The organism is Marinobacter lipolyticus (assembly GCF_018424605.1).
In the GTDB taxonomy this organism is placed as follows: domain Bacteria; phylum Pseudomonadota; class Gammaproteobacteria; order Pseudomonadales; family Oleiphilaceae; genus Marinobacter; species Marinobacter lipolyticus_B.
In genome coordinates, this window is record NZ_QTKT01000002.1 from 243,771 (window position 1) to 260,492 (window position 16,722).

A 16,722-nucleotide genomic window follows, 5' to 3' on the forward strand; every position below is an offset into this window, starting at 1 on the left:
TGGCTTGGACGCTCGCCTTTCGGTGGACTAATCTTTAAAGCGACACCGCAAACCATCGCGGCCCCACAATGGTGCAACACCATGGAAGGAAGCCGATGTCCAGTTCCTGCATTCTGCACAGGCAAATCCGGCGCGTTGTTCTGTTCGCTCTTGCGGTAGGTCTTACTGCGGGTTGCTCCGATTCAGCAGAACCGGAGCAAGCAGCCCCGGTGGCCGTCTCGGTGGTGGTTGTGGAGGATACCGAAGTGCGGCCGTCGCGCGAGTTCGTTGCCAGAACCGCGGCGTCCGCCAAGGCCGATATCACAGCGCGTATAGAAGCGGAAATTCGCGAAATCCTGTTTGAGGAGGGCGCCCGGGTCAGCCAGGGGCAGGTTCTGTTCAGGCTCGAAGACACCACCGCCAGGGCCAGTCTTAGACAGGCGGAAGCGGACCTGGCGGCGGCCAGGGCAGAAGTAGACTCGGCATCCAGAAACCTTCGTCGCGGCGAGGAAGTTGCCAGCAAAGGCTTTCTCTCAGACACGGATCTGGACAAGCTGAAAGACCGCTTCAACGCGGCGGAAAGCCAGCTGCAATCGGCAGAGGCGGCCCTCGACAAGGCCAGGACCAACCTCGACTATGCGGAAATCCGGGCGCCTTTCGATGGCTGGGTCGGCAAGCTGAACTTTGATGTCGGGTCAGTGGTGAATCCTTCCAGCGGGCCGATCACCGAAGTGCTGGTGGTTGATCCCATCTACGTGCAGTTTGAGGTTAACGAAGCGGACTACATCTCGTTCCGCCGTGCTAATTCCGGCTCCACCCGGGACTTCACCAATCAGCTATCGTTGTCGCTGACCCTCCCAGATGGCGAGAGCTATCCGCAAAGCGGGGTTCTGGATTTTGCAGACGTGCGAACGGAATCCAGCACTGGCACCGTGCCCATTAGAGCCGTCTTCCCCAACCCCGACTCCATCCTTCTGCCGGGGCTTTACGTAACCCTGATGATCGAGGGGCAGTCCGGAGAACAGCAGCCTCTGGTTCCCCAGATGGCCATTCAGGAAACCATCGAAGGCAAGTTCGTACTGCTGGTGAATGACCAGCAGGAAGTTGCGCAACGTTTCGTGCAGACCGGCGCCCGCCGTGGCGCGATGATGGTCGTGCAGAGCGGCCTGGAACCCGGTGACCGGGTGATCGTTGAAGGGCTTCAGAAGGTGCGGTCGGGAACAGTGGTGAACCCGGTCGAGAAGCGAATCGATCCGCAGACCGGCGCACTTTCGGCGACGGAAGAGGCGGTGCAATGATCAGCCGCGTTTTCATCCAGCGCCCGAAATTTGCCTTTGTCATTTCCATTCTGATTACCCTGGCCGGCCTGCTGGCGTTGCGGCTTCTGCCCGTCAATATGTATCCGGACATGGCACCGCCGCAGGTGCAGGTGACCGCCACGCTGCCGGGGGCCAGTGCCCAGGTGGTGGAGGAGGCGGTAACCCGCCCCATCGAGCAACAGCTCAATGGGGTGGAAGACATGATCTATATCGAATCCACGGCCTCCAGCGAGGGCACCGCAACCATCACGCTCACGTTTGAGAGTGGCACCGACACCGATATTGCTCAGGTGAACGTGCAGAACCGGGTGGCGCTGGCCGAGCCCTTCCTGCCTGACGAGGTCCGACGCCAGGGGGTGGTGGTCAGCAAGCAGTCCGGCAACATGCTGTTGGGCATCAACCTGACATCTGAGCGGCCGGATCTGGATGGCATCTTTCTGAGCAACTACGCCTCCAACAACCTGGTGGAAGCTCTGGGGCGGGTTCCGGGCGTGGCCTCGGCAGAGGTCATGGGGGCCAAAGACTACAGCATGCGGATCTGGCTCGATCCACGGCGAATGGCCTCGGTAGACGTCACCGTCACCGAGGTTGCCGCCGCCATACAGGAGCAGAACCAGATCGTGGCGGCGGGCAAGCTGGGGCAGGCGCCGGTGCCTGAGGGGCAGCAGTTCGTCTACACCATCCAGAGCAAAGAGCGGCTGTCCGACCCGGAAGAATTCGGTCAGATGATCATCCGGGCACGCCCTGGAGGTGGGTTCCTGCGCCTTGCCGATATCGGGCGTATCGAGCTGGGGTCCCGCTCGTATACCTCGACCGCGAAGCTAAACAATCAGGACACGGCGTTTGTGGTGATCTACCAGCTACCGGATGCCAATGCCCTGGATGTTGCAGAGCGCGTGAAACAGGTGGTGAACGAAGCCGCCACTTCCTTTCCGGACGGTGTCTCCCATTCCATCCTTTACGACACAACCGAGTTCATCACCCGGTCCATCGACGAGGTGATCGTCACGCTCTATCAGGCGATCGGTCTGGTCATCCTGGTGGTGTTTCTGTTCCTGCAGAACTGGCGGGCCACGCTCATTCCGTCCGTGGCGATTCCGGTTTCACTGATTGGTACCTTCGCGGTGATGGCGGCGCTGGGATATTCCATCAACACCATCACCCTGTTCGGCCTGGTGCTGGCGATCGGCATTGTGGTCGACGACGCCATCGTGGTCATCGAGAACGTTGAGCGGATTTTGCAGGAAGAGAAGCTGCCGATCGGCGAGGCGGTCACCAAGGCCATGGAAGAGGTCACCGGGCCAGTGATTGCCACCACGTTGGTGCTACTGGCGGTGTTCGTGCCGGTGGGCTTTATGCCGGGGATAACCGGCGAACTGTACAAGCAGTTTTCCGTGACCATTTCGGTGGCCGTGATCATCTCCTCCATCAATGCCCTGACCCTGAGCCCCGCGCTCTGTGTCTCGCTACTCGGCAGTGGCAGTCAGTCGATCCGATGGCTCAGTTTCTTTGAGCGGGCCATCACTGCAGGAACCCGGGGCTACTCCGGCCTGGTGCGGAGGCTGCTTCGCAAGAGCGCCCTGGTGGCCATTGCGCTGGTGGTTCTCCTGCTGGGGACGGCCGGGCTGTTCAGATCCGTGCCAACGGCATTTGTGCCCCCGGAGGATCAGGGCTACTTGTTCGTGGACGTGCAGCTTCCGGATGCGGCGGCGCTGGAGCGTACCGATGCGGTGCTGGCCAAGGTCACTGGCATGGTGCTGGAGGACCCCGCGGTGACCGATTTTATTTCTGTGTCCGGGTTCTCCCTGCTCGGAGGCAGCGGGTCCAATAACGGCCTGGGCATCGTGATGCTGAAAGACTGGGAAGAGCGGGAAGAACCTGGCCTGGGGTTGAGGGAGGTCGTGCCGCGGCTGTACTCCGGCCTCTGGGCGGTCTCCGAAGCCCAGATCATGGTGTTCAATCCACCTCCGATTCCGGGCCTGGGTACTTCGTCGGGTTTTGATTACCGATTGCAGGACAACCTTGGGCGGGACGTTGCCGAACTGGCGCAGGTGATGAATGGCCTGATCTTCGAGGCCAATCAGCAGGCCTCGCTCTCCAGGGTATACAGTACCTATCGCGCCAATATTCCCCAGTATCTCCTTGAGGTGGACCGCAACAAGGCCAAGGCGCTGGGCATCCAGTTGTCCGATATCTTCTCCACACTGCAGACCCAGCTGGGGTCGCTGTACGTGAACGACTTTACCCGCTTTGGCAAAAACTACCGGGTGTTGCTGCAGGCGGAGGGTGAGTTCCGGCAACGGCCGGAAGATCTGTCGTTTTATTACGTTCGCAACCAAGACGGCGCCATGGTGCCGCTGACCACACTGGCTTCGCTGCGGCCGGTGCTTGGACCTTCCAGCATCCAGCATTTCAACCTCAAACGGTCGGTGACGATATCCGGCGAAGCCGCCACCGGCTTTGCCAGTGGCGATGCCATAAGCACCATGGAAGCGCTGTCGGAGAATCTGCCGCAGGGGTATGAATTCAGTTGGGCCGGGCAGAGCCTGCAGGAAATTCAGGCGGGGAACCTCGCCATCGTCATCTTCCTGCTGGCAATCGTCTTCGTGTACCTGTTTCTGGTGGCCCAGTACGAAAGCTGGAGCCTTCCGTTCGCGGTTATCGGCGCCGTGCCCCTGGCCATCTTCGGCGCGCTGGCGGGCCTCTGGCTGGTAGGGCTTGCCAACAATATCTACGCGCAGGTCGGGCTGGTGCTATTGGTGGGGCTGTCCACCAAAACGGCCATCCTGATTGTGGAATTTGCCATGCAGCTGAGGCAGTCAGGGCTCAGTGCGGAAGAGGCCGCCAACAAGGCGGCCGTGCTGCGTTTCCGCGCGGTGCTGATGACCGCACTGTCGTTCGTACTTGGCGTGCTGCCGCTGGTGCTCGCCAGCGGAGCAGGAGCGGCCAGCCGCATCAGCCTGGGTATCACGGTGCTGAGCGGGATGCTGGCGGCGACCATTTTTGGCACCCTGCTGGTGCCGATTTTCTACAAATGGATTCAGTCACTGAGAGACCGGCGGGCGCGCCGGCCACACGCGTCCTAACCCACAAACATCTTCTTCGCCAATGGCAGCCCCTTAAGGCCACTGACCGCAACGGTGGCCAGCAGACCGCCGATCATGGCCCCGGCCACGCCGCAGGTCATCACATCCTGACCGGTCAGGTACAGGCCGGGAATGCGGGTTTTCGGTTTCAGCCAGTCCTGCTCGAAACGGCTGGGCGTGTGGTTCAGGCCATAGATCTCGCCCTTGCTGTAGCGGCAGAAATAGTCGGTGGACAGCGGCGTGGACAACTCGTAGTAATCCACCTTGCCCTCAAGATGCGGGAATTTTTCGTACAGCTTGGCCAGCAATCGCTGGGCATAGGCTTCCTTTTTCGCCTCGTACTCGTCGCCGCGCTTGCCCCAGGTTTCATCGGCCCAGTCTGCGTACCAGTCGTAAGGCCCCGGTGCGACAATCTCGATGGTGGCCCGCCCGGGGTAACGCTCTGCGAAACTCGGGTCCTTGGCGGAGGGGAACGAGATGTACGTCAGGGGTATGTCGTTCTGCTCCGGTGAGGCGATGAAGTCGCTGACCTGTTTCTCGTAGTGGGTGCCGGGGTAGATCCAGTAGTTGGTTTTCGGCAGTTCGAGATTCTCGGCGGTATCCTGAAGGCCGATGTACAGGCAGTTGCTGGCCATGGAGCGTTCCACGGTTTTCAGTTTCTGTTGATAATACTCCCGGTGTGGCGCGGACTCCGGAAGCAGCCTGTCGAAGGTGTTGAACACGCCCGCGTTGCTGATCACCAGCGGGGCACGTACCTCGGCGCCGTCCGCCATGCGCACACCGACCGCCTTGCCGTTTTCAATCAGGATTTCCTTTACGTCGGCGTAGGTGAATACCTCGCCGCCGCTTTGCTGGATAACCGGAATGATGGTCTTGGCCATTTCCGATGCGCCACCCACGGGGTAATAGCCACCGTAAAGATAATGGCGGGCAATCAGCGCGTGGATGATGAAGCTGGATTCTGCCGGCGGCAGGCCGTTATCCCCCCATTGGCCGGTCAGCACCGCAATCAGCTCCTGGTTGCTGGTCAGGCTTTCCAGCACCTCGCGGGTGGGACGATTCAGGAATGAAGGCGCGGCACGGTTGACCAGCTTGCGCAGGGGGCCGGCAGCCAGGTCAGGCAGCACCTTGCCAATCACCAGTCCCGGCATGGCCTTGGCCACTTTGCGGAGGTAATCGAGGTAGGTGTCGATGGCCTGCGCTTCAGCGGGGAAGGCTTTCAGCAGTTCGGCTTTGAAATTGGCTGGCCCGGCCACCAGGTCCACATGGCGGTCGCCGATGAAGATGCGGTCAAAATGGGCATCCATGGGGGCCCACTTGAGCTGGCCGTCGGTGATGTGATCGAACAGCCGCTTGGTCAGGGTGTGGTCCGCGCCCACGTCACCAATATAGTGCACGCCCACGTCCCACTCGTAGCCGTTACGGTCATAGCTGTGGGTGAATCCGCCGGCGGTGTAGTGCTGCTCGAAGACGACCACTTTCCTGCCAAGCTTGCTCATGCAGGCGGAGGTGGTCAGTCCGCCGATACCGGACCCGATGACAATGGCGTCGTAGGGCCCTTCCAGCCGGTTGGCCCGATAGCGACGGCCGACACGAATAGTACTGGGTTTTGGGGTGCTCATGCTGTGGTGTCCTTGTGAGGTTGTTCTTGTTCAGAGAGGGAGCCGTCCAGCAGCAGGGTGAGAACGCCCTGGGCCAGTTGTGGTTCCGCATCCGCGCCGGGTAGGTGGCCATCAATGGTCAGTTGCGAAAGCCCATGCACCAGCGACCAGGCGGCAGCGGTCATCAGCGCCAGCGGCATGGGTTTGAGGTAACCCGCCTGCCGGGCCCGGGCAATGGTGTCTTCCAGTACCTGGAATGCGCCCTTGCCGGCGGCATCCAGGCGCGGGTGAATACCCCGGGGGAGCACCCGCCCGCCAAACATCAGTCGGTACAGGTTGGGATCGTCCTGGGCAAAGGCGACGTACACCAGCCCGATGTCAATCAGTGCCCGTCGCGGTTCGGACTGGTCAACCGCCAGAAGGCGTTCCCGCAGGGCTTTGAATCCGGATACGGCCAGGTCCGCAAGCAGGCTTTCGCGATCGGAAAAATGGCGGTAAAGGGCCGGCGCGCTGACGCCAATCTGTTTCGCCAGTGCCCTGAGGCTGATCGCGGTGTCGCCGTGTTCCCGCAAGGTGTCGAGGGCGAGCTGGTGTGCCTGTTGAGGCAGGTCGCCGTGGTGGTAGTTGAGGCGTGCTTTTGTGGTCATGAGTTATCACCGATAACATTGTTAATGGTGATAACATCACAGGCGTGCTCAGGCTGTCAAATGAATTTTTGGGGTCAGGGAATACGCGGCTTAGTGAGGGGTATAAAAGCAGGAAGGACGGTTTGAAAGGGAGGGCAGGCCGACCGGCCTGCCCCGGGCCCAACAAATCTCTACTGTGCGGTAATGACCTTCATAACCAGATTGCCGTCCTGGCGGATCGGACCGTCTTCCTTGGCGCCGAGGGTGTACTCGAAGATACCGGTTTTCATGCCGCCGTCCTCGCTATGAACCATCAGCATCAACATCTCGCCGGATTCCACTTCCTCGGTCAGAATGGCAGCGACGTCCATATTCTTGCCCTTCTTGATGGGAGCGTGGCCAACCACCGGTCCGGGTTTCATGGCTTCGTCGGTGCGGTGAACCACCAGCCAACCGTTCTTCTCGGCCATGATTTTTTTGGCGGTTACAGTGCCATCGGAGACGGACTGGTCATCCCCCCAAACGCCCACTTTGGCATCACTCATGGCCATGGCCGCGCCAGAGGTCAGGGCAGTGGAAACCAGGGCCGCTGTCAGAAATGCGTTCTTCTTGAAATGCTTGTTCATTACGCTCTCCTTGTTTTCGGTTGGCCCATCCTTTCGGTGTTTTTCAGATGGGTGTGCCGGGAGTTACGCATGTGCAGCCAAAAAGTTGCAGGTGAACGCATTTTTTCAGAGTTGATGGCCTGATTTACCTTCTCCGGTGGGATAGAGATAGCCATGAATTGCCGGCCCTGTTGGCTGTCCCGTCGGTGAGCCACCTTCGGGTTCAACGCTGATGCCAAACGTCGCTGCTTTCAGAAGCTCCGGATCGTATTGGCGAAGTGCCGATTCGTCGATGGTCATGTTGTTGGTAAGAACGCCCACAGAACGGGGGTTAGGGCCAAGTTCGTCGGCCTTGATCCACAGCTGGTAGGACCTTCCCTGAACCGGTTCAGCGGTCACCGGGCGAATGTTCAGTTGCCGGTTTTCAAGGTCCACGGAAAGCAGAAAGGCCGGCTGCTGGTCGTCATGCTGGAACACCGCGACAAACGATTGCGGCTCTTCGGCCGGTTGGAAGGCCAGAATGGCCACCAGCATCAGGGCCGCGGCGGACGCCACGGCGGTGCTCCATTGCCAGCGTCGCAGGCGGCGCGTCAGTTCGGTTACGGTTGCACCTTGCGTCACCGGGTTGGAGCTAACGGCCGAGGACTCCAGCTCATCCAGCCGCTTCTCGATACGGGCAAGGAGGTCGGGCCCGGGCTGGATGGGTTCCACTTCGTCCAGCAGCGGCGCCAATCGCGCCTCCCAGGCCAGAATCAATGCCTCGAGTTCGGGATCTTCATTGCGGCGTGTGGCAACAACACTGCGCTCCTCAGCTGGCAGCGTTCCCAGAACGAACTCCGCCGCCAGCGTGTCGAGATCGTTGTGGTCGGTCATGGTGCCAGACACCTTTTCAGTTGTTTCAGTGCGCGGTACAGCCAGGTCTTTACGGTATTCACCGGCTGATCGAAGTGGGCGGCCAGCTGGTCGCGGGACCAGCCATTCAGATACGCCAGGCGAACCATGTCCTGCCGGTCCTTTTCCAGTTCATCGAGGCACCGGTTCAGGCTCGCTACCGCCTGCTGGCCCTCGAGCTGTGCCTGTGCAGTCGGTTGCACGCTGGCAATCTGCTCAATGTCATCATCGCTCACGGTACGTCGTGCAGGATGCTTGCGCAGCTCGTCGATGGCGCTGTTGCGGGCGATGGACGCCATCCAGGCAATGGCAGACGCTCTGCCGGCATCGAACTGCGTCGCTTTCTGCCAGATCTTGATGTAAACGTCCTGAATAACATCATCTGCCCAGGCCCTGTCTCTCAGAATACGCAACACCGTGCCCAGAAGTTTCGGGGCGGTGGCTTCGTATAGACGGGCGAAGGCGGCGCGGTCGCGCTGAGCGACTTTGGCAATCAGCTTGCCAATGTCCTTTGACGTGAGGAGAAGCGCACCCTCCGGGTGGTCCGAAGGAGTGCGCTGTGCCTCGAAAGGCTTGGGTGATTCAGATTCCATACTTCGCCTGGGTTGTCGCTGGCGCTTCGGCCTGGAATCTGAAGATTGCCGGTTAAGAGTTGCTCAGGTCAAGGCGCTTTTCCGGAGCGCGGCGGCCAACCGCCAGCGCGGCATCCACGAGCAGGAACGCCAGAAGGCTCACACCCATCACCGGTGCAAACAGGCCCAGGCCAATCGCGGTGCCCGCCATGACCACCAGCGCCAGAGGCGGTGCTTTGGTCAGTTGGGTCCACACTCTGCGGGCAGTTGGCCTGTTTTGACCTGCCTGGGTGGGCCGTCGCAGCCACCACATGCGGTATCCCAGTACGATGATCACGCACAACGCCAGGGCGCAGGCGGCCACGAACAGCTGATTGGGCAGGCCGAACAGAATGCCCATGTGGGCGTCAATGCCCCAGCGGGTCAGTTTGGCGGCCATGGGAAAGGTCTCGAAATCCACCCGGTCGGTGACCGTCATGGAGTGGGGGGCGATCGCCACCATATCCACCTGGGTCGGCCAGCTGCCGTCAATTTCACGCACAACCCAGGCGCGGGTGGCATCCGCCGCGGGTTTGATCTCCAGCAGCCCGGCGTCAATGCCTGCCGCCCGGGCACGTTCCAGTACGTCGTCATAGGTGGTGGCGTTCTCACCGATGTGATCTCGCGCCGCCACAATCTGATTGGCTAGGGGTTGTGCCGTCGTGTTGTCACATTCCACCTGTTCGCCCGGGCGCTAGGACGTTCATTCTAGCCACTTTTTCACCTGATCGATAACAGTGTTCACCCGGTTTGGTACCGGCTGGTTACTTCGCACGCCCAGATACAGTGTCTCACTGACCGGGGTTGGCAACTCGTGAATCCGGATCCGGTGAGGTTTCTGGAATGCCGCTACCGCATGGGCCGGCAATACCGTAAAGCCCAGCCCCATGCTGACCGGCTCGAGTATCAGGCTGATCTGGTTGGAGAACCCTTTCAGCGTGAACTGCCCGATATGCTGAAATTCCTGGAAATTGGCACCGAGCAGCAGGGCTGCATGGTGAGCCCCGTCGGGGTGATCGATAAAACCGAGCGTCATCAGTTGGTCCCACCCGGGGGCAGAGACGCCGGCCGGAGTTACCAGCCGCAGCGGTTCGCTGGCGATGGCGCTGCAGCTTACCGCTGGGCGCGCAGCATGGCTGGTCATAAAGCCGACATCCACGCGGTGTTCTGCAATGGCGAGCGCAATGTCTGCGTTTGGCGCGAAGCGGTAGTCAATGACCAGGGCGGGATGTTGCCTCTGCAACTCAAGAAGATGAGGGTACAGCTTAAGCCCCACGCTGCCAGGCGACATGACCCGCACCAGACCTTCGTGTGGCGGGTCTTCGGTCACCCGTTGTTCGAGGCCGGAAAGCGCCAGCAGGATGGGTTGCGCCTCGTGGTACAGCCGCTGGCCTGCGTCGGTGAGAGAGAAACGTTTGCCCTCACGCACCAGCAAGGATTGCCCCAGCTGCGCTTCCAGCTTGCGAACATGCTGGCTGACGCCGGACTGTGTCATATGCAAGCGCTCTGCGGTGCGGGTGAAGTGACCCACGTCCACCAGCGTGCAGAAGCTGCGGAGCCAGGTGGTATTAATCATTACAAAGAATACTCGAAACCATGATAAATGATAATTTTACGTAATCTAATGTCGGTTGTAACCTGATTTCATCATCACTCAGGAGGACAGGTTATGAGTAACAACGTTTACCCCCGAAACTTTTCCCACATTGGCATTTCGGTGCCGGATCTTGAGAAGGCAGTGGAATTCTACACAGGCGTTATGGGTTGGTACCTGATCATGGAACCCACCGAGATCGTTGAAGACGACAGCGCTATTGGCGAGATGTGCACCGACGTGTTCGGGGCCGGGTGGGGCAGTTTCCGTATCGCACACCTTTCCACGGGCGACCGGATCGGGGTTGAGCTGTTCCAGTTCAGCAACCAGACCAACCCGGACAACAATTTCGAATACTGGAAAACCGGCGTTTTTCACTTTTGCGTCCAGGACCCGGACGTTGAAGGGCTGGCGGACCGGATTGTGGCGGCCGGTGGCAAGAAGCGAATGGCAAAACCCCGCTATTACTATCCGGGCCAGAAGCCGTATCGCATGATCTATATGGAAGACCCGTTCGGCAACATCGTGGAAATCTACAGCCACAGTTACGAGCTGATCTACAGTGAGGGCGCCTATTAGGGTGAGATCCTCAAAGGCAGTTGCTATTGTAGTGGGCGGTTTCCGGAAAATAAGGAGGTTTGTATGCCTGATCGCAAACCCGCGGTCATCACCGGTGCCTTGCCGATAACGATTCCGGCGGTCGATACGGTTATCGTGCGTCCAAGGCGGCATTGAATGCATTTGGCAAATCCCTGGCGATGGACCTACAGTCTAAAGGCATAGCCGTAGCACAGCTTCACCCCGGCTATGTGCAGACCCGCATGGTGAATTTTGGCGGTCTGATAACGCCGGAGGAGTCGGCAAAAGGTCTGGCAGAGCGTATAAGCGCCCTGAACCTGGAGAACACCGGCTCGTTCTGGCACAGCAATGGGGAAGAGCTGCCCTGGTAGTCGACACCGCCCGAAAGGGCGTCTGGGCAGTCCCTATACCTTCAAGCGGAGGCTTTCATGGAGCCGAAAGACATCGTGGCGCAGTTCATCGCTGATATTAACGACCAGCGCTTTGATGAGGCAAAGGCCTCACTGGAGACGGAAGGCTTTGAATACGTAGGTCCGAATATGCGCTTTCTGCGCCCGGATGACATGCTCGCCTACCAGTTCGGCATGGCGGCCATTCAGAAGGACCTGATTGTTCGGCAGCTCAGCGCCGACGGAGAGCACGTGTTCGCCATTCTGGACTACCGCACCCACTTTGAACCCATCGGAGACGTGCGGCTTGCGGTCTGGTTCCGTGTCCGGAACGATAAGATCCAGACGGTGGAAACCTTCTACAACGCCGCCGTGGTGGAGAACATGCTGGGTGGGAACCTGCCTTCCGCCGGCTGATGCCCGGGTTTTTCCGCTATTCCTCCACAATGACCGAGAAGCCGCCGTAGATCAGACGTTTGCCATCAAACGGCATGGGGTTCACGTCCGGCTTCAGGCGCGGGTCCTCCATAAGCCGGGGCATGGCCTCGTTACGTACCTCGCGGGAAGGCCACACCAGCCAGGAGAACACCACGGTTTCCTCCGGTTGGCACTGCACGGCCAAGGGAAAAGACGTCACCTTGCCTTCTGGTACATCGTCACCCCAGCATTCGACCATATTGATTACGCCGTACTCCTTGAACACCGCGGCGGCATCGGTGGCGTGCTTGATGTACTGGTCCTTGTTGGCAGTGGGTACAGCGGCTACAAATCCATCGACATAGCTCATGATTGTGCTCCTTGTTCAGTCTATCGGGGGCAGTTCCCGCACCGGCCGTACCTCGATGCTGCCGAAGCGCGCCGGCGGAATCCGGCTGGCCAGGTGCAGGGCTTCGTTCAGCTGGCGGGCTTCCAGCAGGTAGAAACCCGCCAGCTGTTCCTTGGTCTCCGCGAAGGGCCCATCTGAGATCAGCACTTCCTCGTCCCGTACCCGCACCGTGGTGGCAGTCTCCACCGGCTGCAACGGCTGTCCGGTCACGTAGTGTCCCTGGCTGGTCAGCCGTTCCACCCCTGCGACGCACTCCTGGTTGAGGTCGTGCCACTCCTGCTCGGTCATGGCGTTGATGATGCTTTCCTGGTAATAGACCAAGGCGACGTATTTCACGGGTTTTCCTCCCTGGGTTGTTTGTTGTGTTCACTGGTAAGTCGCGCAGCAAGGGTTCATATCGACACGCTGAATAAATTTCAGTTGGAATGTGCCAGCTCCGCAAGGCGGCGCTCCAGAAAACGCTGCTCCGGACCCTGAGACACCAGGGGCAGGGCCCGCTGGTAACACTGCCGGGCCTCATCAACATTGCCGGCCCTGCGGTGCAGGTCGGCGCGGGCCGCGTGGAACAGGTGGTAACCCACGACTACTTTTTCGCTGGCCAGTTCGTCCAGCAACTGCAGCCCCTGGGCCGGGCTGCCGTGCATGGCGACCGCAACGGCTCGATTCAGCGCGATTATCGGAGAGGGCTGTTGCCGGTAGAGGGCGTCGTACAGGCGAACGACGCGGCCCCAGTCCGTTGCCTGGGCGCTGTCGGCTTGCGCATGCGCCGCAGCGATGCTCGCCTGTAATGTGTAAGGCCCCATGGGTGTGCGAGCCAGCGCTGCTTCCAGCCATTGAAGGCCAGAGTGGATGTCCTCCCGCTTCCATAGCGTACGGTCCTGATCTTCCAGGATAATCAGCTCGCCAGCGGAATCCTGCCGGGCGTGCCGCCGCGAATGGTGCAGCAGCATCAGTGCCAGCAGGCCGAACACTTCACCCTCCGGCAGCAGCCGGGCCATCTCCTGCGCCAAACGGATGGCCTCGGCGGCCAGGCTGATATCCACCACCTGCTCGCCGTCACTGCGGGAGTAGCCTTCATTGAAGACCAGATAGATCACCCGCAGCACGCCAGGAAGCCGTTCGGGCAGTTCCTTCGGTTCAGGAACTTCATAGGGGATACCGGCCAGAAGGATCTTTTTCTTCGCCCTTACGATGCGTTGTGCGAGGGTTGCCGGTTTTTGCAGAAGGGCCCTGGCCACCTGTTCAGTGGTGAGCCCGCACATTTCACGGAGTGTCAGGGCGACCCGCGCCTCCAGTGGCAACGCAGGGTGGCAACAGGTAAACAGCAATCTTAGCTGATCATCCTGAAAGGTCTGCTCGCCGGGCTCGGGCAGGGCATCTTCGTCATCAGCGAGTAGATGGGCGTGTTGACGCGCGGTCTGCTTGCGGCGAATCTGGTCGATGCCACGGCGGTGCCCGGTGCGGATAAGCCAGGCAGTCGGGTTCTCCGGCGTGCCCTCGTCAGGCCACTGTCGCACCGCTGCGGTAAACGCCTCCTGCATGGCTTCCTCAGCCAGCGCAAAGTCCCCCAGCAGGCGAATCAGTGTCGCCAGCACCCGGCGCGATTGCTGGCGATAAAGCTGGCCTATCCATGCGTCATCCCTGATCATGCGGGCTGTCCCTGTTCTGGCTTACTGACACTGCTCAAGCTGGGCGCTGATAAAAACCCCGGCCCGGGTCATTCGGTCATTGTAGTCTGCCATCGGCTGAGGTTTTCAGCTGCCGACCTGACCCCGAATGTGGTCGATCACCAGACCGTGCTCGTGCTCGGGGCTGAACATCACAATGTCGGTGTCTTTCTCGGCGCGAACACTGTGCCCGGGCGGCCAGTAGAACAGATCACCGCTGCGGGAGGTTTCCTCGCTGCCATCCAGGTAAAGAGCCGTGATTTCGCCGTCCACCACGTAACCCCAATGAGGGCTCTGGCAGCGGTCGCCCTCCAGCCCGTGCAAAAGCTCGGTGATATCGGTGCCGGCACCAAAGGAGAAGTATTCCGCACCCATCGTGTTGTAACCGGATATATCACCAAAACCGGTTTGCTGCCGCGCCTTTGCTCCGGGTACGTCTATCCGAACGGGAATGTCGTCTTTTGCGATGTGCATGGTGACTACCTCCGTGTCGATTCGGGTGTGAATGAACCCAATGGGTGTGACTGTTCTGTGGGTTGAAAGTTCGTAAGGGGTTTGCCCCGGTCCTGACTGTGATCAGGTGGCGCGGGAAGACGAAGTTCGCGAAGGTGCAGGCGTTGCCTACGAAGTGTCACAGCAAACGGATGTAAGCGCTCAAGAGGGCACGACCGTGGTCCAGAAGAAGGTCTAGACTATGCAGTGAGGATGGGGGTTGAAAGAACCCTGCACTGACCTAAAGTGGTATTCGTAGGGAAACGAAAACTCATCATGCGCAGTCAGGCATATATCAGCTGGAGACAAACCATGGTAAATGCGCGCGAATGGAAAACAGAGCGAGAACAATACGAAGCGGCCTGGGCCAGGTATCAGGACGTGGCGGAGCGGATCGATGCCGCCTATGAAGATCTAGACAGCGGTACCCAGGATCAGGCACCGGCAGAAGAAGACCTGGCCGAACTGCAGGAAGCCTGGAAGGAGCTCGAGTCTGCTCGCCAGCGTGTTGGTGAGTACATGAATCAGTTCCACGAGCACCAGATGACGCAGGGTAAGACGGTGCGAGGTTAGCTTTGTGCCATGATCCCGGCCTGCAGTTTCTGGCCGGGAGCTTGGCGAATTCTCTCTGCACACCACCACTGGTCCACATGACCTGAGTCGACCGTGGGTCATGGCTAACGTTAACGCGAGCATCGCGGTGGCTTGTGACCATTAACGTGTCCCGCACTCTCCCCTTGGCCCAAAAATTCTCCCCGACCCTCGTTTAGGACAACGGACGTACGCTTCAAACACTTTATTCTGTGCGCAGCACCTGATGACAAGAATTCGAGGGATGTGCGCATGAAGAAGTGGGCTTTATTGCTGTCAGCGATGGCGTTGGCCGGTTGTGGTGGTTCGGACTCGTCCACGGCGGAGGAGCCGAGCCCCTCGCAAGCAGTGTTGGGAGATGATGCGGTTGCGCCGGACGAACCCTCCACATCTCAGCGCCTGGTGCCGACCCAGCCTGAGAATCTCGACACCCGTTGTGATGACGCGCAGGCTGTTAGCCCAGTGTGGGCCAATTGTGAAGCAACGAACTACGCGAGAACCCTGGATGCGTTAACGGAGCAGGTGTCCATACCGTTCCAGCGCCGTTATCTTGAGCAAACGCTGGCCAATGTTGAGGAACTGGTGCTGCGCTCCATTCTCGACCCGTCGTGGTTGCTGTCTCTATCACTGAATACTCCGCTTACACCACTGTGTGCGACTTATGGTCTCCCCTGTACCGGTGATCCTTATCGTTACCCAGAGGCAAACGGGCCGGATGGGAAAGGCTTTTACGAGAATGAAGCGGATGTCACCGAGGTCGTGTTCTATGACCAGGGTTGCGCCCGGCTGTCGGGAACCCTTTGGGTGCCAAAACACGCCGCTGCGGAAAACCCTGTGCCGACCATAGTGATCACCAACGGGTCGGTGCAGGCGCCGCAAACCGCATACAGCTGGGCCACGCAGGCGCTGGTACGGGCCGGGTATGCCGTGTTCACCTATGACCCAAGGGGACAGGGACGCTCAGACTTTCAGACACCGCTGTTGGAGCAAGGCAGCAATCTGAACCCCAGAGTATTTTGGGAAGGGCAGGTGGACGCTATCGATTTCTTCAGGTCCACGCCACGTCGTCGTTACCCCCATTCGCTAACTTGCGGTGGTTCATCACCTACCGAGGTCTATCACCATAATCCGGAATGGTCTCGCCTGGATCACTCGCGCCTTGGTATTGCCGGGCATTCCCTTGGGGCCATTGGCGTGTCGGTGGTTCAGGGCTACGGTGCGCCTGGCGCGGAGCGCTGGCCTGGGCTGATGGATGATAACAACCCGGTGGAGGCGGTAGTCGCCTGGGATAGTTTGATAACGCCTACGGGTGAGGGCCTCACAACGGCTTCGAACCTGCAGCTACCTGCCCCGTTATACGACGTGATATTGCTGGCTATCACTCAGGGCGTTCTTCCGGGATTCAAGCCCAGAGTGCCTGCCATGTCGTTCTTTGCCGATTATGGATTTGCGCCGGTTCCCTACCTGGCGCCACCGGATCCTGGTGGCGGCAAGGTCGCATTCGAGGCGTGGAAAAGCGCCGGCGTTCCCGTCTATACGCTTGGTTTCCAGGGCACGACACATTTTGATTTCTCCCTGTTGCCGCAATTTCCCGCCACGTCCTGGTGCCCGGATGTATCCGGGAATGCCTGCTCAGGCGGGTGGGGAAGACCCTCTATTACGTACTATACCGTGGCATGGTTTGATCGCTGGCTAAAGGAGCCGGGTGAGCCGGGTTACGACGATGCGGATGAGCGGTTGATTGACGACGCGCGAACAGGCGGGGCTGACAGGATGAGCTTTCATTACCACTCGGCGCGCGCCTACACCGATCGCAACGGCGGTCGCCAGCATTGCGAAAGTATCCGCAGCGGGTGTGGTGATTAG

Annotated in this window: 17 protein-coding genes and 1 pseudogene; 7 read left to right on the forward strand and 11 right to left on the reverse strand. The window is 59.8% G+C overall.

The window, feature by feature from the left end; all coding sequences use genetic code 11:
- The first annotated feature begins 95 nt into the window (after nt 1-95).
- Both DYI22_RS03580 and DYI22_RS03585 read left to right on the forward strand, forming a co-directional pair.
- Complete coding sequence (locus DYI22_RS03580) at nt 96-1,277, forward strand: efflux RND transporter periplasmic adaptor subunit (protein ID WP_213476668.1); 1,182 nt, start codon at nt 96-98, stop codon at nt 1,275-1,277.
- Nucleotides 1,274-4,384, forward strand: coding sequence for an efflux RND transporter permease subunit (locus tag DYI22_RS03585; RefSeq protein ID WP_213476669.1), 3,111 nt, complete (start codon nt 1,274-1,276; stop codon nt 4,382-4,384). Before DYI22_RS03580 ends, DYI22_RS03585 begins: the two co-directional genes overlap by 4 nt.
- Here DYI22_RS03585 and DYI22_RS03590 read toward each other — a convergent pair.
- From DYI22_RS03590 to DYI22_RS03620, 7 genes are all read right to left on the reverse strand, one after another.
- Complete coding sequence (locus DYI22_RS03590; RefSeq protein WP_213476670.1) at nt 4,381-6,006, reverse strand: phytoene desaturase family protein; 1,626 nt, start codon at nt 6,004-6,006, stop codon at nt 4,381-4,383. The genes DYI22_RS03585 and DYI22_RS03590 overlap by 4 nt on opposite strands.
- Complete coding sequence (locus DYI22_RS03595; protein WP_213476671.1) at nt 6,003-6,632, reverse strand: TetR/AcrR family transcriptional regulator; 630 nt, start codon at nt 6,630-6,632, stop codon at nt 6,003-6,005. Before DYI22_RS03595 ends, DYI22_RS03590 begins: the two co-directional genes overlap by 4 nt.
- 170 nt (nt 6,633-6,802) lie before the next feature.
- Nucleotides 6,803-7,237 (reverse strand): hypothetical protein, encoded by a 435-nt coding sequence (locus DYI22_RS03600; protein WP_213476672.1) that lies wholly within the window; start codon nt 7,235-7,237, stop codon nt 6,803-6,805.
- Nucleotides 7,238-7,342: 105 nt separating this feature from the next.
- The gene (locus DYI22_RS03605; RefSeq protein ID WP_213476673.1) at nt 7,343-8,089 is read right to left on the reverse strand and encodes an anti-sigma factor domain-containing protein; all 747 of its coding nucleotides are present in this window, start codon (nt 8,087-8,089) and stop codon (nt 7,343-7,345) included.
- Nucleotides 8,086-8,700 carry a sigma-70 family RNA polymerase sigma factor gene (locus DYI22_RS03610; RefSeq protein WP_213476674.1) on the reverse strand — a complete coding sequence of 205 codons (615 nt, stop codon included), beginning with the start codon at nt 8,698-8,700 and terminating at the stop codon, nt 8,086-8,088. The genes DYI22_RS03605 and DYI22_RS03610 overlap by 4 nt, the downstream gene beginning before the upstream one ends.
- Nucleotides 8,701-8,752: 52 nt before the next feature.
- Entirely contained in the window at nt 8,753-9,397 is a 645-nt protein-coding gene (locus tag DYI22_RS03615) for a PepSY domain-containing protein (RefSeq protein ID WP_213476675.1), read from the reverse strand.
- A 24-nt stretch (nt 9,398-9,421) separates the two neighbouring features.
- Entirely contained in the window at nt 9,422-10,294 is an 873-nt protein-coding gene (locus DYI22_RS03620; RefSeq protein WP_213476676.1) for a LysR family transcriptional regulator, read from the reverse strand.
- 93 nt (nt 10,295-10,387) lie between these two features.
- On the opposite strand from DYI22_RS03620, the gene DYI22_RS03625 reads away from it, so the two are divergent.
- The 3 genes and pseudogenes from DYI22_RS03625 (at nt 10,388) to DYI22_RS03635 (ending at nt 11,697) form a co-directional block, all read left to right on the forward strand.
- On the forward strand, nt 10,388-10,891 hold the full coding sequence (locus tag DYI22_RS03625; RefSeq protein ID WP_213476677.1) for a lactoylglutathione lyase family protein: 504 nt from the start codon (nt 10,388-10,390) through the stop codon (nt 10,889-10,891).
- A 98-nt stretch (nt 10,892-10,989) separates the two neighbouring features.
- Nucleotides 10,990-11,262: pseudogene (locus DYI22_RS03630) on the forward strand (SDR family NAD(P)-dependent oxidoreductase); the annotation flags it as partial.
- Between the two features lie 57 nt (nt 11,263-11,319).
- Entirely contained in the window at nt 11,320-11,697 is a 378-nt protein-coding gene (locus DYI22_RS03635) for a nuclear transport factor 2 family protein (protein WP_213476678.1), read from the forward strand.
- 16 nt (nt 11,698-11,713) lie between these two features.
- Here the strand turns inward: DYI22_RS03635 and DYI22_RS03640 are convergent, their stop codons facing one another.
- The 4 genes from DYI22_RS03640 to DYI22_RS03655 form a co-directional block, all read right to left on the reverse strand.
- Nucleotides 11,714-12,067 carry a DUF1428 domain-containing protein gene (locus tag DYI22_RS03640; protein ID WP_213476679.1) on the reverse strand — a complete coding sequence of 118 codons (354 nt, stop codon included), beginning with the start codon at nt 12,065-12,067 and terminating at the stop codon, nt 11,714-11,716.
- 15 nt (nt 12,068-12,082) lie between these two features.
- Nucleotides 12,083-12,442: a YciI family protein gene (locus DYI22_RS03645; RefSeq protein ID WP_213476680.1), complete on the reverse strand. Its 360-nt coding sequence runs from the start codon at nt 12,440-12,442 to the stop codon at nt 12,083-12,085.
- Between the two features lie 80 nt (nt 12,443-12,522).
- On the reverse strand, nt 12,523-13,755 hold the full coding sequence (locus tag DYI22_RS03650; RefSeq protein ID WP_213476681.1) for an RNA polymerase sigma factor: 1,233 nt from the start codon (nt 13,753-13,755) through the stop codon (nt 12,523-12,525).
- A gap of 105 nt (nt 13,756-13,860) precedes the next feature.
- The gene (locus DYI22_RS03655) at nt 13,861-14,247 is read right to left on the reverse strand and encodes a hypothetical protein (protein ID WP_213476682.1); all 387 of its coding nucleotides are present in this window, start codon (nt 14,245-14,247) and stop codon (nt 13,861-13,863) included.
- 330 nt (nt 14,248-14,577) lie between these two features.
- On the opposite strand from DYI22_RS03655, the gene DYI22_RS03660 reads away from it, so the two are divergent.
- Nucleotides 14,578-14,838 carry a hypothetical protein gene (locus DYI22_RS03660; RefSeq protein ID WP_213476683.1) on the forward strand — a complete coding sequence of 87 codons (261 nt, stop codon included), beginning with the start codon at nt 14,578-14,580 and terminating at the stop codon, nt 14,836-14,838.
- Between the two features lie 270 nt (nt 14,839-15,108).
- Nucleotides 15,109-16,722: an alpha/beta hydrolase family protein gene (locus tag DYI22_RS03665; RefSeq protein WP_213476684.1), complete on the forward strand. Its 1,614-nt coding sequence runs from the start codon at nt 15,109-15,111 to the stop codon at nt 16,720-16,722.

Coding starts and splice junctions, on each gene's coding strand:
- DYI22_RS03590 (WP_213476670.1), bottom strand. CDS start 6,006: ATGAGCACCCCAAAACCCAGTACTATTCGTGTCGGCCGTCGCTATCGG.
- DYI22_RS03595 (WP_213476671.1), bottom strand. CDS start 6,632: ATGACCACAAAAGCACGCCTCAACTACCACCACGGCGACCTGCCTCAA.
- DYI22_RS03580 (WP_213476668.1), top strand. CDS start 96: ATGTCCAGTTCCTGCATTCTGCACAGGCAAATCCGGCGCGTTGTTCTG.
- DYI22_RS03635 (WP_213476678.1), top strand. CDS start 11,320: ATGGAGCCGAAAGACATCGTGGCGCAGTTCATCGCTGATATTAACGAC.
- DYI22_RS03600 (WP_213476672.1), bottom strand. CDS start 7,237: ATGAACAAGCATTTCAAGAAGAACGCATTTCTGACAGCGGCCCTGGTT.
- DYI22_RS03655 (WP_213476682.1), bottom strand. CDS start 14,247: ATGCACATCGCAAAAGACGACATTCCCGTTCGGATAGACGTACCCGGA.
- DYI22_RS03620 (WP_213476676.1), bottom strand. CDS start 10,294: ATGATTAATACCACCTGGCTCCGCAGCTTCTGCACGCTGGTGGACGTG.
- DYI22_RS03665 (WP_213476684.1), top strand. CDS start 15,109: ATGAAGAAGTGGGCTTTATTGCTGTCAGCGATGGCGTTGGCCGGTTGT.
- DYI22_RS03625 (WP_213476677.1), top strand. CDS start 10,388: ATGAGTAACAACGTTTACCCCCGAAACTTTTCCCACATTGGCATTTCG.
- DYI22_RS03640 (WP_213476679.1), bottom strand. CDS start 12,067: ATGAGCTATGTCGATGGATTTGTAGCCGCTGTACCCACTGCCAACAAG.
- DYI22_RS03605 (WP_213476673.1), bottom strand. CDS start 8,089: ATGACCGACCACAACGATCTCGACACGCTGGCGGCGGAGTTCGTTCTG.
- DYI22_RS03660 (WP_213476683.1), top strand. CDS start 14,578: ATGGTAAATGCGCGCGAATGGAAAACAGAGCGAGAACAATACGAAGCG.
- DYI22_RS03585 (WP_213476669.1), top strand. CDS start 1,274: ATGATCAGCCGCGTTTTCATCCAGCGCCCGAAATTTGCCTTTGTCATT.
- DYI22_RS03610 (WP_213476674.1), bottom strand. CDS start 8,700: ATGGAATCTGAATCACCCAAGCCTTTCGAGGCACAGCGCACTCCTTCG.
- DYI22_RS03650 (WP_213476681.1), bottom strand. CDS start 13,755: ATGATCAGGGATGACGCATGGATAGGCCAGCTTTATCGCCAGCAATCG.